This window comes from Desulfuromonas carbonis, assembly GCF_054658035.1.
In genome coordinates this window covers 127,071-152,798 of the sequence record NZ_BAAHXR010000003.1, presented here as the reverse complement: position 1 = coordinate 152,798, position 25,728 = coordinate 127,071, and the positions used below count along the sequence as shown (strand labels likewise).

Annotated in this window: 18 protein-coding genes; 10 read left to right on the top strand and 8 right to left on the bottom strand. The window is 61.6% G+C overall.

Translation table 11 applies throughout. From position 1 onward, the window contains the following. Window positions 1-15 precede the first annotated feature (15 nt). The 4 genes from ACYQ8E_RS07695 to ACYQ8E_RS07680 all read left to right on the top strand — a co-directional run bounded on the left by ACYQ8E_RS07695 (window position 16) and on the right by ACYQ8E_RS07680 (window position 5,942). Window positions 16-2,793: a CxxxxCH/CxxCH domain c-type cytochrome gene (locus ACYQ8E_RS07695; RefSeq protein ID WP_066728025.1), complete on the top strand. Its 2,778-nt coding sequence runs from the start codon at window positions 16-18 to the stop codon at window positions 2,791-2,793. Window positions 2,794-2,862: 69 nt separating this feature from the next. Beyond that, entirely contained in the window at window positions 2,863-3,381 is a 519-nt protein-coding gene (tpx, locus tag ACYQ8E_RS07690) for a thiol peroxidase (protein WP_066728024.1), read from the top strand. Between the two features lie 276 nt (window positions 3,382-3,657). After that, window positions 3,658-5,580 carry a diguanylate cyclase gene (locus tag ACYQ8E_RS07685; protein WP_459860570.1) on the top strand — a complete coding sequence of 641 codons (1,923 nt, stop codon included), beginning with the start codon at window positions 3,658-3,660 and terminating at the stop codon, window positions 5,578-5,580. A 218-nt stretch (window positions 5,581-5,798) separates the two neighbouring features. Beyond that, window positions 5,799-5,942 (top strand): hypothetical protein, encoded by a 144-nt coding sequence (locus tag ACYQ8E_RS07680; RefSeq protein WP_157471899.1) that lies wholly within the window; start codon window positions 5,799-5,801, stop codon window positions 5,940-5,942. 100 nt (window positions 5,943-6,042) lie between these two features. Here ACYQ8E_RS07680 and ACYQ8E_RS07675 read toward each other — a convergent pair whose 3' ends face one another. Then, window positions 6,043-6,231 (bottom strand): hypothetical protein, encoded by a 189-nt coding sequence (locus tag ACYQ8E_RS07675; protein WP_066728022.1) that lies wholly within the window; start codon window positions 6,229-6,231, stop codon window positions 6,043-6,045. A gap of 172 nt (window positions 6,232-6,403) precedes the next feature. On the opposite strand from ACYQ8E_RS07675, the gene ACYQ8E_RS07670 reads away from it, so the two are divergent. From ACYQ8E_RS07670 to ACYQ8E_RS07660, 3 genes are read left to right on the top strand one after another with little or no spacing between them, the layout of a single operon-like run. Further along, complete coding sequence (locus ACYQ8E_RS07670; protein ID WP_066728021.1) at window positions 6,404-7,462, top strand: hypothetical protein; 1,059 nt, start codon at window positions 6,404-6,406, stop codon at window positions 7,460-7,462. 17 nt (window positions 7,463-7,479) lie between these two features. Then, window positions 7,480-8,691 (top strand): vWA domain-containing protein, encoded by a 1,212-nt coding sequence (locus ACYQ8E_RS07665; RefSeq protein ID WP_066728020.1) that lies wholly within the window; start codon window positions 7,480-7,482, stop codon window positions 8,689-8,691. A gap of 36 nt (window positions 8,692-8,727) precedes the next feature. Continuing rightward, window positions 8,728-9,132 (top strand): hypothetical protein, encoded by a 405-nt coding sequence (locus tag ACYQ8E_RS07660; RefSeq protein ID WP_066728019.1) that lies wholly within the window; start codon window positions 8,728-8,730, stop codon window positions 9,130-9,132. Window positions 9,133-9,186: 54 nt separating this feature from the next. Here the strand turns inward: ACYQ8E_RS07660 and ACYQ8E_RS07655 are convergent, their stop codons facing one another. After that, the gene (locus tag ACYQ8E_RS07655) at window positions 9,187-10,257 is read right to left on the bottom strand and encodes a calcium/sodium antiporter (protein ID WP_066728018.1); all 1,071 of its coding nucleotides are present in this window, start codon (window positions 10,255-10,257) and stop codon (window positions 9,187-9,189) included. Window positions 10,258-10,366: 109 nt separating this feature from the next. Between ACYQ8E_RS07655 and ACYQ8E_RS07650 the strand changes: the two genes are divergently transcribed. Beyond that, window positions 10,367-10,621 (top strand): hypothetical protein, encoded by a 255-nt coding sequence (locus tag ACYQ8E_RS07650; RefSeq protein ID WP_066728017.1) that lies wholly within the window; start codon window positions 10,367-10,369, stop codon window positions 10,619-10,621. A gap of 3 nt (window positions 10,622-10,624) precedes the next feature. Here the strand turns inward: ACYQ8E_RS07650 and selD are convergent, their stop codons facing one another. From selD to ACYQ8E_RS07620, 6 genes are all read right to left on the bottom strand, one after another. Further along, window positions 10,625-11,662, bottom strand: coding sequence for a selenide, water dikinase SelD (selD, locus tag ACYQ8E_RS07645; RefSeq protein ID WP_082820351.1), 1,038 nt, complete (start codon window positions 11,660-11,662; stop codon window positions 10,625-10,627). A 4-nt stretch (window positions 11,663-11,666) separates the two neighbouring features. Further along, window positions 11,667-13,634, bottom strand: a complete 1,968-nt coding sequence (selB, locus tag ACYQ8E_RS07640) for a selenocysteine-specific translation elongation factor (RefSeq protein ID WP_066728015.1) — start codon at window positions 13,632-13,634, stop codon at window positions 11,667-11,669. Beyond that, window positions 13,631-15,046 carry an L-seryl-tRNA(Sec) selenium transferase gene (gene selA, locus ACYQ8E_RS07635; RefSeq protein ID WP_066728014.1) on the bottom strand — a complete coding sequence of 472 codons (1,416 nt, stop codon included), beginning with the start codon at window positions 15,044-15,046 and terminating at the stop codon, window positions 13,631-13,633. Before selA ends, selB begins: the two co-directional genes overlap by 4 nt. Before the next feature lie 174 nt (window positions 15,047-15,220). Next, window positions 15,221-16,516 carry a type II toxin-antitoxin system HipA family toxin gene (locus tag ACYQ8E_RS07630; RefSeq protein ID WP_066728013.1) on the bottom strand — a complete coding sequence of 432 codons (1,296 nt, stop codon included), beginning with the start codon at window positions 16,514-16,516 and terminating at the stop codon, window positions 15,221-15,223. Then, window positions 16,517-16,765: a helix-turn-helix domain-containing protein gene (locus ACYQ8E_RS07625; protein WP_066728012.1), complete on the bottom strand. Its 249-nt coding sequence runs from the start codon at window positions 16,763-16,765 to the stop codon at window positions 16,517-16,519. 534 nt (window positions 16,766-17,299) lie between these two features. After that, the gene (locus tag ACYQ8E_RS07620) at window positions 17,300-18,673 is read right to left on the bottom strand and encodes an IS4 family transposase (protein WP_066728011.1); all 1,374 of its coding nucleotides are present in this window, start codon (window positions 18,671-18,673) and stop codon (window positions 17,300-17,302) included. Between the two features lie 189 nt (window positions 18,674-18,862). On the opposite strand from ACYQ8E_RS07620, the gene ACYQ8E_RS07615 reads away from it, so the two are divergent. Beyond that, the gene (locus tag ACYQ8E_RS07615) at window positions 18,863-24,808 is read left to right on the top strand and encodes a transglutaminase-like domain-containing protein (RefSeq protein WP_459860567.1); all 5,946 of its coding nucleotides are present in this window, start codon (window positions 18,863-18,865) and stop codon (window positions 24,806-24,808) included. A 92-nt stretch (window positions 24,809-24,900) separates the two neighbouring features. Continuing rightward, window positions 24,901-25,728: a hypothetical protein gene (locus ACYQ8E_RS07610; protein WP_459860565.1), complete on the top strand. Its 828-nt coding sequence runs from the start codon at window positions 24,901-24,903 to the stop codon at window positions 25,726-25,728.

Genomic DNA, 25,728 nt, shown 5'->3' with positions numbered 1-25,728 from the left:
AGCAAGGAGACGCGTATGCTGAACACCCGATTCCGTCTGTTCCCCCTGCTGCTGTTGCTTGCACTGCTGGGGGGTTGCTCCAGCGGCAATTCCGATGGGCCCCGGCCCGGCCCGGTCCACCCCCAGAACTGGGCGGCCCTTCATGGTGCCGAGGCAAAGACGGACCTTGCCTCCTGTACCCTCTGCCACGGCCTGGACTTTCAGGGGGGGAGGATCGGGATCTCCTGTTACGACTGTCACCTTGCCGGACCGCCCTTTGCCCTGCATCCACTCGCGTGGACTAACGTGGTGACCGACCATCAGGGATTTGCCGACAGCTACAGCTGGACCGGCTGCGCTGCGGCGGCCTGCCATGGTGCGACCCTGCAGGGGGGCGCTGGCGGGCCGAGCTGCCTGCGCGCTACCCTCGGCAGCGTTGCCTGCCACCCGGGAGTCGATCCGCCGGCACCGGGCAATCACGTCGCTCCCTTTACCGACCCGGCCAACCACGGCCCCCTGGCCAAGAGCAAGCAGCTCTATTGCCGCAACTGCCACGGCCGGCCTGACAATATCTTCGACGGCGGCTTCGTCGCCGATGCGCTGATTCTCAACAATCCGTCCGGCAACTGCTCTGGCTGTCATAGCGCTGCCCAGGCCCACCCGACCAACTGGCAGGGAGGCAATGACGCCGGCGCCGGCAACGACGCCCAGGACAATAACTATGCCTCCTCCCACCGGGGGCTGAATACCCCGGGGTGCCAGCTCTGCCACAGCACCACCGCTCCCGGGATTGGCCCGATCGCGGCGGCGCCGAGCTGTTTTGACGCCAATCACACCAACGCCAACGGCCTCACCACCGGTTGCCATGGTTCTGGCGGCCCGGGCGCTACCCATTCGCTCAGCCCGAGCTGGTTGCTGCCAAGCGGTACGGTTGCCAGCAGCCATGTCCAGGCGAGCATTGCCGGAACCCCCGATTGCAGTGCCTGCCATGCCCAGAGCGGCGGTCTGATCCAGCCCGACTGTGGCAGTTGCCACACGGCCACGGCGCCCAATAACGTCTCCGGCAGCTGTGACTCCTGTCACAATACGCCCCCCGACGGGTTGGCCCCGGCCGGCAATGCCCGCCCCAACCGGGCCGGCGGCCACCTCGCCCACGATGCGCTGACCACCGCAACCGGCAACTGCTCGGCCTGTCATAATGGCGCCGGGAGTGATACTCTCAGTCACTACGACGCCACTGCCCCCGCCAATGTCGCCTTCGTGGCAACCTACAGTGCCAAAGCCGGTGCGGCCGCTTTCACGCCGGACGGCGCCAACCCGGCCACCGGCAGCTGTACCAACGTCAGCTGCCACGGCGGACAGACCAGCCCCGACTGGCTGACCGGTTCTCTGATTGTCGATCAGGATTGCACCTCCTGCCACGAGCAGGGGACGGCGGCACAGGCGCCGGAGAACAACAGCTATTACTCCGGTCGCCATATTACCCATGCCGGTACCGGCGGCCGGGCGGACACCGCCGGCTACAGCCCGACCTGCAGCGCCTGCCACGACGCCACGGCCCTGGCCGTTGACCATTTCGCTAACCTCGACACCGCGGCCTTCGAGGGGACCCCGGCGGCAACCCTGGTTGCCGGCCTCGGTTACGACACCACGGTGACGCCGCCAACCTGCACCACCAATATCGCCGGCTGCCATAGCGGTAGCACCCGCTCCTGGAGTGCCACCGGCGGCGCTCCCCATGCCCTTGACGGCAGTTACCTGCTGGGAAGCAACCACGGTCCGGACGCCAAGGGCCTTAACTCTTCCATCTTCCCCAATGGCATGCTCGACTGTCAGCCCTGCCACGGAGAGGCCGGCGGCGCCGGCAGCAATCCGCAATTCAATATCGGTATCTTCAGCCAGGGCGGCAACGGTTGCGAGGGTTGTCACAACACCGGCACGGCCCATCCCTCGGTCTCTTCTATCATGTCGCCGCCGAATGAAAGCGTCGACTGGTACGATGGCAGTTATACCCACCGCAACGTGCCCAACGCGCTCTATTCGACTGCCTGCGCCCTCTGCCACGGAGCGAACCTCGAAGGGCTGCCGGCGGGAACCGGTCCCTCCTGTTCCGCCGGGGTCTGCCATGTTGCCGACCCGGTGGTCAACTCGAGCGGCTGTGTTTCCTGCCACGCGACGCCCCCTTCCAGCGCCGGTGTGGCCGGGAACGTTCGCCCCAACCGGGCCGGCGCGCACACGTCGCACAATGCCTTGACCGGTGTCACCGGCAGCTGCGCTGTCTGCCATAATGGTGTCGGTTACGGGACCCTGGCACATTTTGATATGATGGAACCGGCCGATGTGGCGATTCCGGCCGTTGCCGGGGGCTACATGGCGCAGACCGGCGGCAGTCCCGTCTTCACACCCAATGGGACCGATCCCTCGACCGGCACCTGCAGCAACGTCAGCTGCCACGGCGGCAAGACGACCCTCGACTGGGCGACGGGGAGCCTCGCCACCCTGACCGGCAATGCCCTTTGTCTCAGCTGCCACGCCTCCGGCACCAGCCAGTACAACAGCTATGACTCTGGACGGCATAACCGGAACACCAGCCATACCAATTTTGCCCTTTGCACCGAGTGTCACGATCCGACCAAGCTGACCAACTCGGCTGGCATCCACTTCAATGATCTGGCGACGACCGCCATGACCGAAGCGAAGCTGACCATCAAGCTTCCGGGGACCGGGACCTACACGCCGGGGGCGATATCGAGGACGGGGACCTGCAACAATTTCACCTGCCACGGATTTACCCACTCCAACGAATCCTGGTAGTGTTGACAGGTCGAGGTATCAAGGTAAAATTATGACCGTTTCACGAATCTATCCCAGGAGGATTTACCCATGAGCCAGGAACGTACCGGTGTCATCACCTTCAAAGGCAACCCCATGACCTTGCTCGGCCCCGATGTCAAGGTCGGCGACGCCGCCCCCGATTTCCGGGTGGTGGACAACGGGCTGCAACCGGTCACCCGCGACAGCGCCAAGGGGAAGGTGCAGCTGATCACCGTCGTGCCGTCCCTCGACACGCCGGTTTGCGACACCATGACCCGCAAGTTCAACGAGGAGGCGGCCAAACTTCCGGGGTCGGTCGTTGTCTACACCGTCAGCCTCGATCTCCCCTTCGCCCAGAAACGCTGGTGCGGCAATGCCGGGATCGAGAAGGTCCAGACCCTCTCCGATTACCAGGACCGCTCCTTTGGCCTCAACTTCGGAGTTCTGATCAAGGAGCTTAAACTTCTCGCCCGGGCTGTTTTCGTGATCGGCAAAGACGGCAAGCTTGCCTACCGGGAGATCGTCAAGGAAGTCACTGCCGAACCCGATTATCAGGCCGCGCTTGCCGCCACCCGTGCCCTCATCTAGGTACCTCCGGCTACCTGTTGCGAAGCGATCGCCCCGGCCACCTGCCGGGGCGATCGTGCTTTGGAACAGGAATCCAAAAGACCACATTCTCCTCCTGGACCGGCCTTTTGCCGGAATCACGTCCCCCGGTCGGGCGCGCTCCCGGAATCGCTGGGTCCGCCGGCAAGTTTCCCCCCGGGAAATTAAAGACACTCGAGAACACGCGACCCTCGCGACGAGCAGGGCACGACAATTGCTAATCCTTTTCGACAGAACGTCAGCCGAAAGGGGTTTCTCATGCTCGATTTACGGGTTCTCCACCCCGTGAAGCGGTTTATCCGCTTCATCACCTTCGTCGACCTGCCGATCCGGAAAAAATTCACCCTCTACTCGGTCGGAGTTCTCTTCTGGTTCCTGGCGATGGCGGTGCTATCTTTTGTTGCCATGTACAGCATCAACGGCAGCTATAACCGGGTCATCAACGAAGTGATTCCCCAGGACCGGGTGGTGCAGAAGATCATTCGCAATCTGCAGGCCCTCTCCATCGATGCCTCCGGCGCCCTCAAGGCCCGTGACGTCGAAGCGGCGGTCCGCGCCGCCGATCTCTCCCACAAGCGCCTCCTCGATATCCGCAGCTTCATCTCCGCCCTCGCCCTGGGGGGCGAGGTCAACGACTATTCCCACGATACCGGCAAGCTGCTGGAAACGGTCCGCACCAGCTCGGTTCGCAACGATCCGGCCGGAGTCGAATTCCTCAAGCAGTTGACCAGCCAGCTCGGTGCCATCGACGAGGCAAACCAGGCATTCTTCTCCTCCAAGCTCGAACTGCTGAAAAAGGGGAGCGGCGTTCCCGAGACCCTGGCCAAGACCCACGACCAGCTGCAGGAAGAGCTCTACGCCGCCAACAACCTCGCCGTCGACTATTCCGCCCAGCTTTCGGATCTCTATTCCGGTTACGCCCGCACCATCGGCCAGACTATCCGCCAGACCTCGCTGGTCATTGCCGGTGTTCTCGGCATCGCCGTGCTGCTGCTCGCCCTCTTCACCGTCTGGATCGCCGGGGCATTCGCCCGGCCGATCCGCTCGATCATCGACCAGATTCACAGTCTCGGCACCGGTGACGTCGACCTGACCAACAAGATCAAGATCAGCTCACGGGACGAGATCGGCCAGCTCTCCTCCGAGTTCAACGAGCTGATGGAGACGGTCTACGGCATGACCATGTTCAAGAAGGTGATCGAGGAGGACTCGACCCTGGAAGACGTCTACTCGCGCCTCGGGGACGCCTTCGGCAAGGAGTGCGGGATCGAGGAGTTCGTCATTTACGAGGTCAAGGACAATCACCGCGAGATGCAGCCGGTCTATCCGGCGATCGTCGCCAACAAGGATCTCGCCTGCAACCCTGATATCCTCGCCAACTGCGAGCTCTGTCGGGCGCGCAAGACCGGCCATTCGATCTCCTCCCTCAACTACCCGGGGGTCTGCAAGATGTTCAAGCAGGAGACCGGCCTCGAACACGTCTGTATCCCGATGATCATCGGCGGCCGCACCGGCGGCGTGGTGCAGTTTCTTTTCCGCCCGGACAGCACTGGCAAGGTCGATGCCCACGATGACGCCCGCATCTTCAAAGCGGAGACCTACGTCAACCAGGCGCTGTCGGTGATCGAGGCGAAGCGGCTGATGAATACCCTGCGCGACTCGGCGCTCAAGGACCCGATGACCGGGCTCTACAACCGGCGCTTCCTGCAGGACCACGCCGGGCCGATCATCGCTGGTCTGCAGCGGCGCAAACGCACCCTCGGCCTGGTGATGTGCGACATCGACTACTTCAAGCAGGTCAACGACAAGTTCGGTCATGATGTCGGCGACCAGATCCTCAAGGAGACCGCGTCGATCATCCGCAAGAGCGTACGCGAGGCGGACATCGTCATCCGCTTCGGCGGCGAGGAGTTCCTGGTGCTGGTGGTCGACATCCACCCCGGCGAGGCGCTGACCGTGGCCGAGAAGATCCGCCAGAACATGGAGGCGATCAAGTTCTCGACGCCGGACGGGCCGCTGAAGAAGACCATCAGCCTCGGCGTCAGCGAATTCCCCGGTGACAGCGAGGCCTTCTGGCAGGCGATCAAATACGCCGACGTTGCTCTCTACAAAGCGAAGGAGACCGGCCGCAACCGGGCGCTGCACTTTGTGCCGGAGATGTGGACGGGGGAGGAGTTCTAGCCTGTCGCCAAGTGGCACCCCGCAACCGGGTATTGCTCCGTAACCTGGTGCGTGAGGCACCAATCTGTTGCCGGTTTCGGCGGCAACAAAGATAATTTTTTTTGGGGCTAATGCGAAGAATCACTCAAATGGGTGATTCTTCTTTATTCCCTCTCTGCTACTCTCTTTTTAAAATCCCACTCTTCCTGTCAACAGTCCGTCAATGTCTGGAGCTCTTCATGGCCCAGTGTCGGAATTCCCTGGCTCCCGGTCTGGCTCTTGGTTTCAGTAGCCACCAGACGTTGTTGCACCTCGCGGACGCTGCCACTCTCCATGTCGTCGACCATGGGAATCAGCGGATCCAGGTCTTCCCTCCCGATTGACCCGGAGCGAGAGACTCTCAACCTTTGTTTGCCGTGCTATGCTGTAAAGCCCCTGACAATCGTCAGGGGCTTCTTTTCTGCGGGGAGGAGGAAGGCAGGCTCAGCGGGGCGGATCGTCCTTCGGCTTGAGCAGGTGATCGAGGGGGTTGCGCGCGGCGCTGCGCAGCCGGGTGTAATCGGACCAGAGGCTGCGGGCCCGGGCAAGGAGACGCCGGCTGGTGGCGGGGCCGAGGAGGAGCAGAAGCAGCCCGCCGATGAGGATCATTTCCGTCAGTCCCAAACCGAACATCGTCGCCTCCGTAGAAGGGAGATTCATCCTCGCACGGATCGGTCGCCGAGGCAAGCTGCGCACACGAACAGCTGCGCACACGAAAGGGTCTGGACCTCGCTGCCGATTTGCGCTATCGTTTGATTCCTGACCGAAAACGATATCAATTCCCGAACAGGATGAATTTTCAGCAATGAACGTCGAACAGATGAAGCTGGTGCTGGCCGAAATCCTCACCAAGACCGATCTCACCCCCTGCATCGTCGGCCACCGCGGCGTCGGCAAAACCGCTGGCGTAATCCAGGTCTGCCGGGAGATGGGGCGCCGTTACGTACCGTTGCGCCTTGGCCAGATGGAGGTCGGCGACCTGGTCGGTATCCCCTTTCGAGATGGGGAAACGATGCGCTGGTCGCGCCCCTCCTGGTGGCCGGCCGACGACGCTGCCGAAACGGTGGTGCACTGCGACGAGCTGAATCGTGCCCAGCAGGAGGATACCCTGCAGGCGATCTTCCAGTTTGTCGAGCCGCCGGTCGAAGGAGAGCGCCGCGCCCTGCACACCCACACCCTGCATCCCCGTCACAAGGTGGTGGTCTCCATCAATCCCCCGGACGGCAGCTACCAGGTCGCGACCCTCGATCGGGCGCTTCTCGACCGCATGGTCATCCTCCAGGTCGAGAGCGACTACGCCTGCTGGGCGCGCTATGCCCGGGAACGGCGGCTCGACACGGAGGTCTGCCAGTTCCTCGGTGCCAACACCCATCTGCTGGCCCGGCAGGACCAGCCCTTCGAACTGCCGGTCGAACCGACCGAACGCGCCTGGGAGATGGTCAGTATCCTGCGGCGCTCCTGTCGCTTCCCGGCGGAACTGGAGATGGAGGTCTATGCCGGTATCGTCGGCAAGGAAGCGGCGGTCATCTTCCTGCGCTGGTGTCACGAACAGCGTGAACGCCCGGTAACGGCGCTCGAAGTGCTCGACAGCTGGCCCGAAGTGGCCGCCCGGGTGGCGGCCCAGCGCGACGATCTGCAGGCGGTGACGCAGAGCGATGTGGTCGTCACCCTCGACGGCGGGCTGGAACTGACCGCCGCGCGCGAGGCCAACCTGGTCGCCTATATTGCCGTCCTCCCCCGTGACCAGCGCTTCGGGCTGGTGAAATCGCTGGCGCGAATCCCGGCAGTGGCGGCGGCAATTACCCAGGACAAGTACGATGCGGTGGTCTTCGAGGCGATCGCAGCGATCAGTGGCGAATGCTGACAACCGAGCCATGAGCGATGAGCAGTGAGGCGGTAACGGGACTGGAAGGGGTGCGCAGCGCCATCGTGCGGCTGCTCAAGGAGCGTCCCTTCTACGGCCACTTCCTGCTCCCCTTCCGGCGCGAACTCGGGCCGGGACCGCAGGCGCTGGGGGTGACGATCCGCGGCGGCGTCCCGACCCTCGCGGTCTGTCCGCCCGCCTTCGCCGGCTATAGCGCGCCAGAGCAGCAGGCGCTTCTCGAACATGTCCTCAAGCATGTCCTGCACCTGCATCCGCTGCGCCGCAAGGAGCGTCACAGCCAGAGCTGGGACATCGCCTGCGACCTGGCGATCAACCCCGGCATCGCCAACCTCCCCCTTGCGGCGATCACCCCCGAACGGCTGGGGTTGCCGGCAAGGCTGGCGGCCGAGGAATATTACCGGCTGGTGACCCGCCCCTACGATAGCGGCAACCTGGACGGGGAGGGGTACGGCAATGCCGCCCGCGACGCCGGCAGCTACCAACAGGCGGATGCGGCCGGCGAGCGGCCGTTAGCGGACCCCCTGGCCTCAGCGCAAACCATCGACGACCACCGCGCCTGGGCCGAGGCGGACAGCACCCCGGCACCGCTCGGCGAGGAGGTGGTGCGCGGCCTGGTGCGGGAGGCCTGGCGGGCAAGCCGGGGCGAGGTGCCGGGGGAAGTGCGGCAGCTGGTGGCCGGGTGGCTGGCGCCGCCGATCATCCCCTGGCGCCAGGTATTGCGGCAATTCGTCGCCACTGCCGGCCGGGTCGGACGGCGCTCAACCTGGAAACGCGAGCATCGGCGCTTCGCGCATACCACCCCGGGCATCCGCAAGCGCCAGCGGCTCAACCTCCTGGTCGGGGTCGATGTCTCCGATTCGACCGACCGGCAGCCGCTGCGGGAGGCCTTCGCCCGCGAGCTGCTACAGCTCGCCCGCGGCCGGGAGAGCCTGATCACCGTTCTCTATGCCGGCAGCCGCATCCAGAAGATCGAAACCTTTCGCAGCAGCGCCGCCGTCGCCGAGGTCTACCACGGCGGCGGCTTCACCGACCTGCGCCCGGTCTTTGCCTATGCGCGGACCATGCAGCCGCGACCGGCGGCCGTCATCTACCTGACCGACGGCTTCGGCGCGGCGCCGCAGGAGATGGAGTTCCCGACCCTGTGGGTGCTGACCCGGGATGGCCAGAGGCCGGTCCCCTGGGGGGTGGAGCTGCGGCTCGATACCTGAGTTGACAGATTGAATCAGACCAAAGGGAGATAACAGATGGAACAGCCGCAGCCGATGACAGTCGAGTCGGTACAGGCGATGCTCGAAACGGCAGGGGCACGGGTCATGGCCCGCTCCGGCCGCAGTGAGAATTACAGCGCACCGCGGGAATTCTCCTTCGAGGTCCGGGGCGTCTGGCCCAACGGTCTCGGCCTGCATATCGTCGCGCGCCAGTTCAACTACCGCGATCCCTGGGAGGCGCAGGGGCGGGTCAACGACCTGGTCGATGTCGCGCTGCTGCGTGACGGGAGCTTTTCGCCGCTGCCGAAGGGGTACGCCTGGTTTCAAGGGCGGGACGAGGAAGTCGGGATCGACGAGACCGCCCTGCGCGAGATTATCGCCGTGGTGGCCGGGATCAACCCCAAGCTCTTCCGCCTGCAGGAGCTGACCGGGGATCTTTGAAACGGGTGCAGGAATGAAGCAGGAAGAGCCGGCCGCAAGCCGGCTCTTCCTGCTTCAGGGCACTGGGCGGCGCTGGTGCCGCCAGAGGGAGATTCCCAGGGTGACGACGGTGAGCGGTGCGATGAACCAGGCCATGGTACGCATCAGCTGTGGCAGGCTTGGATGTTGGGTCGATAGCAAAAAGACGAGCAGGGTATAGGCGCCGTAGTAGACGAGAAACAATCCCCCTTCCCAGCGTTCAATGCGGTGGCCGAGCCAGAAGATGGGGAGACAGGCGATCGCAACAATCAGCATTACCGGCAAGTCGAAGGCCCAGGCCGTCTCTGGCACCGGGATCCCGGCCGGGGAAACCAGGGCGGTCAGGCCAAGGACACTGAGAATGTTGTAAATATTGCTGCCGACGACATTGCCAACGGCGATGTCCCGCTGCCCGCGCAGGCTGGCCAGGGCCGAGGTGGCGAGCTCCGGCAGCGAGGTACCGATGGCGACCACGGTCAGGCCGATGACAAGGTCGCTGACCCCGAAATGCTGGGCAATGACGACCGCGCTGTTGACCAGCCAGCGGGCGCCGATCCCGAGCAGGATCAGGCCGCCGACGATCAGCAGCAGTTGCATGGTGCGGCTGGCGTGCCCGCGCGCCTCGGCCGGGATTTCCTCCTGCGCCGCCCGGTTTTCGCGGCGGCTGCGGTGGATGGCCCAGGTGGTATAGAAGATGATCCCGGCAAAGAGGAGCAACCCTTCGAAGCGGCCGATGCTGCCGTCGAGGGCAAAGAGGAGGAGCAACAGCGAAGTGCCGATCATGATCGGCACTTCAAGGCGGATAACCTGGCGGTGGACCACCAGCGGAGCCACCAGCGCGGAGAGACCGAGGATCAGCAGGATGTTGGCGATGTTGCTGCCGACGACATTGCCGAGGGCGATGCCGGCTTGGCCGTTCCAGGCGGAGAAGACCGAAACCCCGAGTTCCGGGGCGCTGGTGCCAAAGGCGACCACGGTGAGGCCGACCACCAGCGGTGAAATACCGAGCCCGATGGCGAGCTGCGCCGCGCCGCGCACCAGCAGCTCGGCGCCGGCGATCAGCAGCACGAATCCAGCCAGCAGCAACAAAAGGGTCAACCAGGTCATCTAGGTATCCTTGTTCTCCAATGCTAGGACCGCCCCCCCCTTGGCGTGGCCGGGCAGGGAGGATTAAAATGAGACCGAGGAGGGATCACCCCAGCCAAGGAGAACCACCATGCAAGCATTGCAGATCATGGATTCCATCTACTGGAGCGATCGCTGGTCCGCTGAGATCGGGCGGCGGCTGGCGGTGGCCGACAGCAGCGAAGGTCTCTTCATCTTCCCAAAAGAGTTGTCGCGCCGGCAGATTCTCGAAGTGCTGCAGGAAGTTCCGGCCGATCTGTACCGACTCTTCGAGCTGGAACCGGCCGCCGAAGCGGACTGCCAGGTCATGGCCGATTCAGGCGCCTGCTACCGGCGCCTGAACTGAATCCTAGACGACCCGCAGCCAGCCGGCCGGACCTGCGGCGACCCGTCCGACGGGCCATGCGCTGACGTGCCGCGCCTGCAGGGCCATTTGTAACACGGTCAGTCGCTCCGGCGCCACCGCCAGCAGCAGACCCCCGGAGGTCTGTGGATCGGCGAGCAGGTCGAGGAGGGCGCGGTCGAGGCGCTCGGCCTCCACCACTCGCGGCAGGTAATGCTCGCGATTGCGGTAACTGCCGGTGGGGATCAGCCCCATGGCGGCCAGTTCGCGGACTTCGGGGTAGCTGGGAAGGGCTGCGCCGTCGAACTCCAGCAGCACCCCGCTCGCTTCCGCCATCTCCAGGGCATGACCGAGCAGGCCGAAGCCGCTGATGTCGGTGCAGGCGGCGACACCGGCTTCAAGCATCGCCGCGGCCGCTTCGCGGTTGAGGGTCTCCATGCCGGCAATCGCCTCGGCCATCTCTGCCTCGCTGATCATCTCCCCTTTGAGGGCGGTGGCGAGGATGCCGGTACCGAGGGGTTTGGTCAGCAGCAGCAGGTCGCCGGGACGCGCGCCGCGGCTGGAAACCAGGCGCGCCGGGTCGACCAGGCCGGTCACCGCCAGGCCGATCTTCGGTTCTTCGTCCTCGACACTGTGGCCGCCGACGATCACCGCGCCAGCTTCGAGGACCTTTTCGGTGCAGCCACGCAGGATCTCCACCAGGACCGAGGTGTCGAGGCAGGGAGGGAAGGCGACCAGGGAGAGCGCCGTCAGCGGCGTCCCGCCCATGGCGTAGATATCCGACAGGGCGTTGGCAGCGGCGATGCGGCCATAGCTGGTCGGATCGTCGACGATCGGCGTAAAGAAATCGACCGACTGCACCAGCGCCCGGTTCTGGTCGAGGCGGTAAACTCCGGCATCGGCACAGGGAATCGTGGCCGAGAGGAGGTTGGGGTCGTCAAACTGCGGTAATTGGCGCAGCACCTGCGCCAGCGGCCCGGGGGCCAGTTTGGCGGCTCAACCGCTGCTGCGGGAGAGGCTGGTCAGTTTGATTGGTCCGCTCATCGGCTCACCTCCTTCCCTGTTCGTGTTCATTTGGCTCATCCATCCTGTCATTCGCGGATTTTTCCATGGGCAGTTTCCAGGCCACCCGCGCATCGCCCTGGCGCAGAGTGTACTTGAGTCCGTCCCAGAATTCCAGCAGTGCCTGCACCTGTTTGCGGGAGCTGCCGAGGAGGTCGCGAAACTCGGCCAGGGTCAGGGTCTGCTGGCGCGCGAAGTGGTCGTGCAGCAGTTGCAGTGCCGCCTGGTAGGTGTCGCGATGGAAGAAGGTCTCGTCGTTGAGGCGCACCAGTCGCCCCTGGCTGAAGAGGTAGGCAAGGGCGGTTTCGGCCGCGGCCGGCGCGATTCCCAGCCGGTCGAGCATCTCCTGCCGGTTCTTGGCCTGGGCGCCGGCGTCACGGTAGGCATTTTCGATGTTGGCCACCAGCCGCTCCAGTTCCGGGGGCAGGGTCGGCGCAAAGGTTGGTTGCGCCACCAGTTCGCCGCTGCAGGTCAGTTCCTGGGCGGCGCTCATCAGGGCGGTCAGCTGGTCGAAGCCTTTTGGTCCGAGGGCCGCAGGGAGCAGGCTCTTGACCGTGGCCCGGGGCATGCCGGGGAGGATCGGGTGGCTGGCATGGTAGCCCGCGACGGCCTCGATCAGCTTGCGCCGCCAGGCCCGCAGGGTCGCGGTGGTCAGCCACTGGTCGCCGAGAAGTACGACCCCTCCTTGGGCCGCCAACTCCTCGAGGTGGCTGCGGATGCGCTCCTGGCCGAGCCCGGAGAGCTGTTCGAGTTCCTTGACCCTTTGAACTTCGTGGTCGGCAAGCTTCTGCAGCAGAAACGATTTCTCGCCCGACTCGAGTTCGCGCAGCGCAGTCATGACCTCGTCGCGAAAACGGCGGTGCTTTACCGGGTCGGGATCGATCACCACGCCACCGCCGATGGTGGTCATCGGCGAATAGGAGCGAATGATGAAACGGTCCTGGCGATGGGCAACCAGCGGCCGGTCGAGGTGGATCTGCACCAGGGCGCTCTCTCCCGGCTTAAGCTGGTCGCGATCGAGCAGGGCGACCAGGCCGACGACCCGGGCGGTGCCGAGGTAAAAATGGACCGGATCCCGGAACTTTAGCGGCCGCGGGGCGGAGTCGAGAAGGGTAAGGCGGGCGTCGAGGCGCTCGGTCTGCTCAAAAATTCCCGGCGTCCCGACCACGGTTCCCCGTTCGATGCGGGCCCGGTCGAGCCCAACCAGGTTGAGGGCGACCCGTTGGCCAGCCAGCGCCTGGTCGGTCTTCTTGCCATGGACCTGGACTTCGCGCACCCGCACCTGTTCGCCCGGCGGCAGGACTTCCACAGTCGCGCCGGCAGTGACGCTGCCGGATATCAGGGTGCCGGTGACGACGGTGCCGAAGCCGCTGACACTGAAGTGGCGATCGACGGGGAGGCGTAACGGGCCATCGGCGTCTTTGGGTGTGGTGCTCTTGAGCTGTTCGCGGATGGTTTTGACCAGCTCCGACATGCCGGCGCCGCTGATCGAGGAGACCCGGCAGCAGGGTGCTTCCGCCAGGAAACTGCCTGCCACCTGCTCACGGACTTCCTCTTCGACAATGTCGATCCAGTCGGGCTCCGCCAGGTCACACTTGGTCAGCACCAGGATGCCCCGTTCGATGCCGAGGAGTTGCAGAATGTCGAGATGCTCGCGCGTCTGCGGCATCACCCCTTCGTTGACGTCAATCACCAGCAGTACCAGGTCCATGCCGCCAACGCCGGCGAGCATGTTGTGGATAAAGCGCTCATGGCCGGGGACATCGACCACCCCGGCGACTTCACCTCCCGGGAGGCGAAACGGCGCGAAGCCGAGATCGATGGAGATACCGCGGTCCTTCTCTTCCTTGAGCCGGTCGGTCTCTTCTCCGGTCAGGGCGCGGATCAAGGCGGTCTTGCCGTGGTCGACATGGCCGGCCGTTCCGATAATGAAGTGGCGTTTGCTCTGGCTCATGGCTCTGGCGTGGTGACGGCGGCCAGGGCCGCGACGAGTGGCCCTTCCTCGTCGCTGGCGAGGGTGCGCAGGTCGAGGAGCAGGCGGTCTTCATGCAGGCGTCCCACCACGGGAAGTTCGCCGTTTCTCAGCCGGGTGGCCAATTGGTCAACGGAGCCGTTCTGCGGGAATAACGCCAGGGCGTAACCCTCCAGTTCGGTCAGCGGCAGGGCGCCGCCACCGACCGTCGCCGTCGCCGCAACGACCTGAACGTCCAGTGCCGCGCCGCAGCTTTTCCGGATCCGCTGTTGCAGCCGCCGGCAGCGGCGGCGCAGCTCGTCTGCCGACCGGGAGAGAGTGCGCAGGGCCGGGATTTCGGCCAGGGCCCGTTGCGGATCGAGATAGAGGCGCAGGGTCGCTTCCAGCGCGGCCAGGGTCAGCTTGTCGCTGCGCAGCGCCCGGGCCAGCGGGTGGCGGCGAATCGTCTCAATCGCTTCACGTCGACCGACGATCAGTCCCGCCTGGGGTCCGCCGAGAAGCTTGTCGCCGGAGAAGGTGACGACGTCGAGACCGGCGGCCACCGCTTCGGCCACCGTCGGTTCCCGGGGCAGGCCAAAGGGGGAGAGGTCGAGGAGCATGCCGCTGCCGAGATCTTCCAGGACCGGGAGATTCTTTTCCCGGCCGAGGGCGACGAGCTCGGCGCTGGTGACGCTGCTGGTAAAGCCGACGATGCGGTAATTGCTGGTATGGACTTTGAGCAACAGCCCGGTGGCCTCGCCGATGGCGTTGCGGTAGTCGGCGAGGTGGGTCTTGTTGGTGCTGCCGACCTCGCGCAGAAGGACGCCGCCGGCCGCCATGACATCGGGGATGCGAAAGGCGCCGCCGATCTCCACCAGTTCGCCGCGGGAGACGATTGCCTCCCGGCCCTGTGCCAGCGCGGTCAGGGCCAGCAACACGGCACCGGCGTTGTTGTTGACCACGGTCGCCGCTTCGGCGCCGGTGAGGCGTTGCAGCAATCCCTCAATGTGGCTGTAGCGGTGCCCCCGTTCGCCGCTGGCGAGGTCGAGTTCCAGATTGGAATAGCCCTTGGAGACCGCTGTTACTGCGGCCAGGGCGGAGGGCGCCAGGGGGGCGCGCCCGAGGTTGGTGTGGAGGATGGTGCCGGTCAGATTGAGGACGGGGCGCAGGTTGAGCGCGGCGAGCCGGCGGGCGCGGCTGGCCACCTGCACGCTCAAACGGCCCAGGTCAAGGTCGACGGGTTCCTGGCCAGCAAGGAGTGTGGTACGCAACTCGGCCACGACCTGCTGCGCCGCCTCGACCAGAAGCTGGTGGGGGATCTCCCCGGCCAGGGCGGTCAGCGTTTCGCTGGCCAACAGGGTGTCGATGCCGGGAAGTTGACGCAAGAGGTTCGATTGGGAAGCGGTTTTGGACATTGGTGCTCCATCGATTTGCATGAAAAGAGCCGGAGGATACAGGCGCTATCCCGTCGGCCAGGAGGGCATCTGCTTATGTAACAAATTACCATGATAAAAACAAGCTAATGACCCTGCTTGCAACCTTTCAAAATATGAAACCGTAAGCGCCAAACAAATTGTTCAAATATTCGGTTAAATCATACGATCCCTTGCTTTTCGCATGCCCGAAAAAATCGCTGTAGCGACTTTGTCCGGGAATCCAACGGGCAGGTCCGCTGCGACTTTCTCGATCACCTTGTCCACATCTCCCAAAACTCTTCCCAGAATCTCCGACATCTCATCTTTAGGGAAATTGCACCTTTTGGCTGTGGCAAACCAGTGCCTTGCAAAAATCCCTTCCCATTTGTAATGACGTCGATTCCCAGAAACGGCCATGGCCATGGAGATCTCTTTCCTGCTTTTGAGAATGGGATAGGCTGAAATGACGTCATAGGCTGGCGTGAGCCTGTAGGCTCCGGTGGGCAGAAGGAATATGCTGAAGTTCTTTGCGTGTCCATCTATGGCACCCAGTACCCAGAACAAGAATACCTGGGTCATGAATAGTTTCCGGTCCTCAAGGCTATTCTCAGAGCCCAGGAGCAGTGCCATGATCTCCTCGATGCCGGGCCCTCCATCTGATTCGTATTTGAGGTTCGGCGGAACATTCAGGGCCTGGCACATGTCTTCCTGTGGCAGTCGAATCAACCAGGATCTGTCTTTTGCCCATCGCCGGTCGAAGCGTTCAACGACCAGGGTCTTTATACTTTCGAAGGTCATGATTTCTGCGTTTGCGATCGGCACGCCATAGGCCTTGAAAATTGCGTGGCAGAGCCATTCGTTTTCAAGGCTTTCACTCAGGTCCAGGTCGCTGTGCTCGATCCGGCCAATCGGCAGTTTGACAATATGGCTGGTCGGAGTTGCTCCCAGTGGCCGATGCCATCCGTCTTCGCGCCGCAAAAATGCTGATTTTTCCTGTGCCCCGGCCATTGATATACGAAACTCGTTTTCCGCGGACATTCCCAGCGGTTTGGTCCGGTAGCTTTTAAGCGTTTCTGCAATTTCCGCGTCGGTCAACAGTTCGGATTCGATGGACTTGATGGTGACAGGAGGATGCTCTGGGGAAAGCTGAATCGCCCCGATGCAGTCTCTGCCGATGTGCCACAAAAGATCAAAGCCGCGATTTGACCTGGCCCCGAATTTTTTCTGGATTCGGTTTCGAATCGGCAGGCTGTCCGGCAACAGGTTGTCAAAGAAATTTTCAACGACATCACCTGAATAAATCTGCCGTGCCAGAGGCATGGAGAGCGAGAGCGGCCGCCCGGATCGGCTCCCCAACCACCCATCGTCGTAGCGGAATTCGAGCTTCCCGGTGGATGCCCGGGTGAGCAGGCCCACGTCTTCGCCATTCATGGCTACGAACAGCTCAGACCTTTGGCGTTTGCGGCCCATTTACCAGTTGTCCCCTTTACTCAAGTCCGCTGAGATGTCCCGTGGCTTTACGGTCATTTCCATGCCGAGCGCAGCCAGTAACCGGAACAGCGTGTCGATACGGGCGTTTGACTCCCCTGTTTCAATACGGGAGACCATGGCTTGCGTAATCCCGACAAGATTTCCGGCCTGTTGTTGGTTTAGTCCTTTTTCGTTTCGGGCTGATTTCAGGATCTGCCCGAGAACTTTTGGTGATGTTGCTTTTTGCATGACGTTACTCTCCCGTCCTGCCGGTTTTTTAGGGGATCCCAACATTGCTCAAGAATATATCTAGTTAAGCATAAAGTCAAATTATGTCGAAATAGGTATATGGGAAATTTATGCCGCATTAGATATGAGGCGAGAGGGGTTTTCTCCTCGGTTTGGTCTCGGTAGCTCACGCACACCAGGTGCCTTGAAGCGAAACGGTGGCGGCCCATACCCCTTTTCGGCAGAGGAAAACTTGAAATGCTCGAATATCCCATGCTCATCCCGTGAAGGAATTATTCGCCTCCAGAGGTTTCGGTAAAGGAATGGCGAAACCAGAGCCGGGGATAAAAATTTCCACAAAAGAGTTGACAAGTACTAATCGGATTTCCTATAGAAGAGGGGCTAGAACACTGGTTTAATGTTTGTCATGCCGTGGGGGGGATTGACGAGGACCGCTACGGGCCGCCGGAAGGCGTTGCTTTAAGCGGTCTTTTTTATTGACTCAACTTTCGCACCGATCAAAACACTGCAACAGAGCGAAAACACGTGGATCTTTCAGAAAATACAGGCCGGAAGTAGCATCGGCCGTCGAATTATCGCCGGAATCTGCGCCATGAACTCCTCCAAGGCGGCGGCAACCGGTGCTGCGATTTCGTCGGCGAACTTCTTGAGCATCTGGCGGAATGAATTCAGCAGCAAAGTCACGGCCTCGGCGAAACTGGCTTGCCGCAGCTCGTCGCAGCCGGCATGAAACAGAGTCCCCAACGTTCTCGGATCCTTTGCCGAGCGCCTGGCGAGTTCCAGCATGATGTAGCGGGCGAAGACAATCGTTGTATGGGCTACCAGCGCATCGTAACTGCGGCTCTGAAATTCTTTGGCCAATTTCAGATAGCTCTTTGAGATCTTGAAAAAAACTTCGATGTCCCAGCGGCGCTTGTAGAGCTTGACGATCTCTTCATCGGCAAGATCGACATCGGTCGATAGCAGCGCCAGCCACTTCTTGGTGTTGCGGGCGCGGACAAAGACGATCTTAGCCATAATAGCCCGGTTGCGGGAATCCGTCCCCAGCTCTACCTGGACCGAGGCCAGAATCTTTGCTCGGCCACACCGCTTGCGGACACTCTTGTACAATTCTTTGAGGGTGAGATCGAAACCTTTATAGCCGTATCTGGTCTTCGCCTCCTTGAGCATGCAGATGACCTGCTGCTTCTGTTCGAGCAGGCCGATGATCGTCGCAGGAAAGGCGAACCAGCTGTCGAACAGCAGATAATCGGCCCGGATGCCGCTCTCTCGGGCCTGCTGCACCAGATCCTTGAGCACCTCCGGAGCCTTGCGCAGACTTTCGGCCCGACGCTTGAATCCGTTAGTCCGCTTATCGACTGCGGCCATGGGAGCCAGGCGGTTTTTCTGCTTGGCGGAACTGAGCAGACTGAACGAGACCGGCAGATAGCTGGAACCGTCCGACCAGCCCAGGGTCAGCAGGCGGAAGCCGCGATAGTAGCGCTTGTCGTTATGGTCATGGACACGCGCCAGAAGTTCGACTTTCTTGCTCCGATTGCGGTCGTAGAGTGAGTCGTCGACGATGAAAACCTTGGGTGTCTCTTCGGCCGTCAGCGGCAGGATCGTTTTGCTGAGCACCGTCGCGCAGAGCAGGTGGAGAAACTTCCGCCAGTTGGCGTTTGAAGAATTCAGAAAGCGGTACACGGAATCCTTGCCGATCTCCGCTCCTGAGGATTCGGCCAGCAGATAGCGGAAGAGGTTCTTGCCGGTGAAGACCAGGCTGAAGATCATCCGCATGACCACAACCGGGGCGATCCCGCACTGTTTGACGATGTTGCTTTGCTTCAGTAAGAGTGCGATGCGCTGATTATCAAAGAACGACGAAATTTGGTTCTGACATGAAACAGTTTCTGCTACAATCGGGCTCAAAGCATCATCTCCTTGTATGTGTCTAGGTTGTTTGGCGACTACCTATTTTACAGCAAGAGATGATGCTTTTGTTTAATCAAAAGTTGGGTTCAATTCCCCGCAGCTTGCTGCGCGATTTTTACTAAGGGTGTAGGCTGTTGATACCCCGTAGCTTGCTGCGGGGTAGTTCATTTGCTATTGGAGGGGCTGGTGAAAAAAGGTTTAGCGCTGTTAGTGCTGGTGCAGGTGTTGGTTTGGTTCGTGGCCGGTTTGGCCCTGGCCGCCGATCCGGAGGACGAACTGCAGCAGTTGCTGCACAGCCTGCGCAGCCAGGCCGTCCAGATGCAACGCCAGCTGAGTGCCGCCACGGTCGTTGCCGACCCCCTGGCCCCTTTGCGGGATCTCGGCCAACAGCTAGAAATCCTCGACCTGTTGCTGGCGGAGCGATACCAGACCCGGCTGGAACCGCAGGCGGCACCAGCCGGGATCATTGCCGAGCGCCAGCAAGGGGTGAGTGAGAAGCTGCAGGCGACCGTCGCCCAGGTCGGTGCGGAACTGGCCAGGCTCTCCACCCTGCTTCATCCCGCCGCCACCGACCTCCAGCCGCTGCTCGATCTCCTCGATTCCACTCTCTACGTCCCGTCCGCACCCCTGTTGGGGAACCTCCCCTATCGTCATCTGCAACTGCCGGCGGTTGCCCCGCGCCAGACCCCGACGGTCGTTCCCGCCTATCGGGGCGGTCCCGCCTATCGGGGCGGTCCCGACACCGTCGATGCGGCGGAGCTGAGCGGCGATACCCTGGCGAGCGTCACCCCGGAGATCGCCGAACTGGCCCAATCCCTCGACTGGAGTCCGGTCGCCATCTACCAGTGGGTGCAACAGAACATCGCTACCGAGTGGTACTGGGGCGCCATGAAGGGGGCGGCCGAGACCCTGCGGCAGAAGAGCGGCAACGACGCCGATCAGGCGACGCTGCTGGTTGCCCTGCTGCGCGCCGGGGGCTTTCCCGCCCGCTACCTGCGCGGCGTGATCGAGTTCGACCCGGGGAGCGGGCGTTTGCAGAACCTGCTCGGGCTCGACGATCCCCAGGCGGCCCTGCATTACCTGCAGCAGGCCGGCATCCCCGCCGAGCCGGTGATCGCCGGCGGAAGAATCGCCAGTGTACGCTTCGAGCATGTCTGGGTCGAAACCGAGGTCCCCTACAGCAACTACCGCGGGGCGGTGCTCGATGAGCAGGGGAAGATCTGGCTGGCGCTCGATACCCACCTCAAGCCCGACGGCTATCTCGACACCCCGGCGGCAACTCCGGTTTCCGATACGCTCCTGGGCGGATTGCGCGATGACTACTTGACGACCGTGCGCAGCGAGTCCCCCCTTGAATTCTTCCAGCAGCGCTACACGGCCGCCACCGGCGCCCCCTGGAGCGCCGCCCTGCGCAGCCGCAGCCTGGTGGCGGCGCCCCTCGACCTGCTGCCGGCCAGCCTGCAGTTCCGGACCCTGGCGATCACCGAAGCCAGTGCAAAGTTTCCCGCCGAGCTGGTGCAGCAGGTCACCTTCCGCGCCGGCAGCGACGACGGCAGCGAACTCTTCAGCCTGACCCTGCCGGTGGCCGAGGTCACCAATCGCCAGATCGTGCTCAGCTACGAGCCGGAGACCGTCGCCGATCAGGAGACGATCGATGCCTATGGCGGTCTTTCCAACACCCCGGCCTACCTGGTGCGGCTGCGCCCGGCCCTGATCATCGACGGCGAACGTCGCGTGGTCGCCGGCGACGGGCTGGCGATGGGCGGGGACTACCAGCTGACGGTGCTGTTCACCGGACCGAACGGCCGCGAGGGGCAGAGTGCTCACCACGTCGTCGGCAACCTCGCCGTCCTCGGCATCGCTGCCCAGCAGGCCCTGCCGGTGGTTGAACTGCCCGAAGACCAGCAGGACGCGGCCTGGTTGCTGCAGGGGACCGCCCAGCGCTACATCGCGCGCTGGAACGCCGCCGAGGAGGAACTGGCCGCCGCCCTCGATCTGGCCATCGCCCGGCCGTTGCCGACCCTGGTCACCGTCGGCGGGGTGCTGGAGGTCTCGCATCTGCTCGACCTGCCACGGCAGTTGACCTGGAAAGGCCTGTTCATGGATGCCGGTCTGCGCCGCGTCGAGGCCGTCGCCCGGGCTGGCCAGTTGCAGCGGGTCGCCGCGCTTATGGGACTCTCTGCCCTGCAGGGATCGGTGCTCGAAGAGCAGGCCTTTGTCGACGACTACCAGGTGGCGGCGGTGGCGACTGCCAAGGTCCTCGCCCTGGCCGCCGATGCCAGTCAGCCGTCGTCGATTCTGACGGCCGTCAATGTCGATGAACTGCTGCCGACCTTGAACCTGCCGGAAAACGTTCGCGCCGATATCGAAGCGGCGGTGCGGCAGGGACTGACGGTCACTCTGCCGGGCAAGACCTCCCTACAACTCTGGTCCGGGTATGGTTACCGCAAGGAGGACCCGGCCACCGGCGAGGCCGGCTATATGCTCTCCGGCATGCTCGCCGGCTCGATGACCGTCGAGGAATGGGCGCAGGGCTACATCAAGGATCTGCTCGAAGCGCCCTTTGCCGACCCGCCCAACCGCGATCCGCTGGCTGCAGCCCACATCGTCAAGATCGCGGTCAGCGACCTGCAGAGTGGTCTGGTCGGCCAGCAGCTTGAAAAGCCGCTGGCGGTGCTGGTGACCGACATCAAGGCGCGGCCGGTGGTCGGTGCCGCGGTGACTTTCAAGGTGCTGGAAGGAGCGGGGAATTTCGCCGGCGCCGCCGAGGAGGCGGTACTGACCGATGCCCAGGGGATTGCCCGGATCCAGCCGGTGCTGGGCCAGCATACCGATGTCAACCCGAGTTTCCAGCGAATCGATCAGAGTGACCCGAATATCACCCAGGTTGGCGTTAATCTTTTTGACGCGGCGGTGCCAAGCCGTTACGGCGAGCTCTCCCTGCCTCAGCCCTTCCAGATCTATGGAAAACCCGACGCGGCGGCCAGCCTCCTGAGAATGCTTGGGGATGGCAATACCTCCCTCGTCAACAGCCCGGCCGAGACCTTGTCCCTGAAGGTCCTCGACCAATACGGCAACCCGGTCTCCAATGTGGCGGTGACGTTCGAGGCGCAACCGACCTCGGGTTACGCCTATCCGCTCCCTCCGAACCACCGCAATATCGAATTTTACCAGCCGGCCGAATGTCGCAGCGATTTTCCGCTCTGGGAGGAGTGCCAGGGCGTTTCCAGCTCAAATCTGTCGGTCACCTCGGCCTGGTACGGGGCCAGCGTCGATACTTTCCTGGGTGACTCGGTTGGTACCCGCTATACCGTCAAGGCGACGGCGGACGGGGTTCCGGACCCGGTCTTCTATACCCTCTACAGCTGGGGAGCGAACCCGGCCGACGGCTATTATCCCCCCCGTCTTTGGGCCCGGCATCTGGCCAGGGTCAACGACAACGCCCAGGTCATCGATGCGGTTCGGGTCGGTGACGCCTTCGAAACGCCGTTGCAGGCAGCACTGATACTGACCTATTCCGACTATGTCCTGGAGGGGCCGAGAACCTGTTCGACGAAAAACCCGGACGGCACGACAGAGGAATACGATTGCTGGGACCTGAAAGGGACGGGGCTGATCCAAACGCGCAGGATTACCGACGGAACGGTCGATTTTGTGCCCCAGGGCGGGGGCTCGGTCGATGCGACCGAAGCCACCAAGGATGGCCTCTACCAGACCCATTTCACCGCTGGTGACTTCCCGGTCCTGAACAAGATTGATGTCCGGGGTGAGACTGTCGTCAAGGTGCCGGTGGTTATGGGGGAGGTCTACGACGATACCTATTTCGACGCATTCGGTTCCGGGTTGAAGTCAGCGACCCTCCCCGAGCAGAGCGTGACCCTAAAGAGTGGGCAGGTGGCGCTGTTCGACAAGGACACCAAGGAACTGATCCCCATTCAGAACCAGCAGAAAGAGACCTATCGGGTCTACGGTGTTGATGTTCCGACCACCGTCGACCCGGAGCTGGTCATGCTCGGTGACGGCGGTATGGCGCGCCAGGATGTCATTTTCGCCTACACCATCCAGCCCCAGGGGGGAGGGGAGGCCGGCTACGCCGCCCAAAACGCCCAGCTCGATCTCTTTGCCGGCGACTGTAACGGCAAACCGAACGCCAAGGACCAATGGGTCGGTTTTCTCGTCGGTGACGCCACCCGCGGGGCCGGGACGGCAGTCTTCAGTCATGGGTCGGTATTCGACCCGGCCCGACAGTACTGCGTACAGATGGTGCTCAATCGCGGCTCCTCCGCAGCGATCCTTGGCGACAAGGTGAAGGTGCAGACCCTCTACGCTGATCTCGACATCGACAGCGACAACAATGCCGGCTGGCAACAGGACGGTACTCACAACCTGCCGAGCCGCAACCCCCTGGAGGACCAGATCGAGGATTTGGAGGACCTGCCGGGCAAGGTGCTGCGTCCCAACCTGGCCGATACGGACAAGGACAAGGTCCCGGGCTATGCCGACGGCATCAATGTCAATGAGCAGCAGGGAGACGGCGCCAGCCAGCCCTTCTATCCGTTGAAATTCACCGTCGAAGGGAGCGTCGTCGATCTGGGCGCTGCGACGGTGAAGTTCAAGTATTCCGCCAGCGATCCGGCACTGATCGTGGCGAAAACGGCGGATGATGGAAAAGTCTCCTATCCCCTGCCGGTTGGCGGCGGCACCATGCGGCTTTGGACCAAGGACGGTCAGTTCAGTCGCAAGGTAGCGGATTTTAAAGAGGGTGGGGACTACCTGACGCCGAACAAGGTGTACCCGCTGGGGTTGTTCAAGGATGTCGAGACGCTCTTTGCCGAGGGGATTCGCGGGGTTGTCGAGGCGGATGAAAAGAAGATCACCCTGGTGGTCGATCCGGATGGCCCCGCCGGACCGTTGCCGGAGGTCGATGGCGACTTGGTCCTCGCAACGCCGATTTATGCGGCGCTGGTGCCGGACTACAATCATGATCGGGTGATTGACGATCTGGACCGTGAGCGGGCTGGTTTGGGGGATACCTATTATTTCTGGATTAATGATGATGACGATAGTGGCGAAACTGGGGGGAGTGATATTCCTGGAGATACAGGTTTCCTCGGTCAGCTGGATTGCGTCAGTGCAACGGTCGATGGTGTGCGCGATCTGATCGACTTTTTCCCCGTCGCATTTGAAACGAAAGAGTTGGTCAATACCTTTCCCTTGTCGAGATATAAATATCGGCTTCGGGCTCAAGATAGTCAGGTGAATGTGTTGTTTCCTGAATTGACCACATCAACAGTCGACACCTATCTTGTTGACGTTGATACTGCAAGGCGACTTTCCGATCACTGGATAAAGCTGGTTCCGGCTGATGGAAAAATGTTGGGCATAAGAGGGGATCAAACGCTAAAAACCCCTCAAGAAGAGCTGGACGAAGTTTTGCAAAAGTCCGCATCAGACGCAGACCAGCCAGTCTTGTTGTTTGAGGGGAATAAAAAGAGTGCCCTTCCTTTGACTTTGGATATTTTTGACGAATCGGAACAGATGGTATTTTCGACGCAATTGAATCTTAGTCTCGATGGTGTGGAGCAGATGTTCAGGCACCTGAATTTAATACCAGCCGTCGCCAACCGAGATGGCCGAAACGTTCAGCCTGAGCACGGTTCGAAGGAAACGGGAGAGCCAGATCGGTTCCTTGGGCCGGATGTACAACCGAGCAACTATCCCAATAGCGAGTGTGCCAATACTTACCTCGTGATGTTACATGGATTTAAGGTCAACGGCCAAGATGCGCGTGGCTGGCATTCTGAAATGTTCAAGAGGCTATACTGGAGTGGCTCCAGAGTGAGACTTTTAGGTGTTTCTTGGTATGGGTTCGAGAATATCCCCGATTATCATCAGAATGTTGCCAATGCTTTCAAGACGGCGTCAGTCTTTGGAGGACGACTCAAGCTAGTTGTCGGTGACATGTCTATTTCCATCCTAGCCCACAGTCTTGGAAATATGGTCGTTTCAAGCTATTTAGAAGATTATCACTGGCAACTGCCACCAGAGCAGCGCCCCAATTTATCAAAATATTTCCTGATTAGCCCTAATTCTCAGCTGAGGGGCGAGAGCGCTTGGGCATCCAATATGTAGGGGCCCCATTGTTCAATTCATCGCTACGGCTTGGGCTCTTGTAGGGGCGATCCGCATCAAGCTGAGAATCGGACCTAATCAGGAAATATTTTATGTTCAATGCCGCAGTGGCTCTCGAAGCTTATCTCGGCGATTATCAGGAGTATGCTGAAGGAAAAGGAACTGAACTCTATGCCTTGGATAACCCAATGGTTCATCCCAGCTGGTACGAATATCAAAAGCGTCTCGGTTCAAGTGAATGGCACCAACTTTTCAATGATACTGATGATCCTCGCAATAAACTAACTTGGCGCGAGAGATTTGCAGATATCACCCAAAAGGGTGTGAATGTTTATAGCTTTTACTCCCGGGGGGAAGACGTACTTGGTACGCATTTAGGGGACCCTGGGTTGTTTGAAGCTGTAGGAAACGCCCTTTTGAACGAAGGCCGTTACTCATGGGTGTTTCAGGAAAAGTGGAAAGGACGCGCACCCTATGATGGTTATGGTGGCACAACCTTGATGGGGTGGGCGTTCAACTCGAGCTATTATGTGCTGTCGGATAAGTTTGCTGCTAGCTCAATTCCAGCGAGCCAATTAAAAACAATTCCTTTTTTTCGGAAACTGCAATCAGGAGAATTGGGGAGTAGTTTGTTTGAGGATTCTGTCAGTGCAGAATATGTGGACCAGTGCCGAGGTGAATTGCTTGCCAAGGCTTTTCCGGCACTGACACTTCCGGTGGGAGGTGCCTTTGGAGGAGATATGACTAGCGATGAGTTTCTTGATTATGCTTTTGATATGAATGGCGAGGACTTTAAGGATAGTTTAAGTTGGCCCGAATCTAGGGGGGAAGATAAAAACTGGAAGCATTCTGATCTTAAAAAAGTGGCATACCCTTTCAACTATAGAGTCTTTGAAAAAATTAATATATTGGAGCAATAG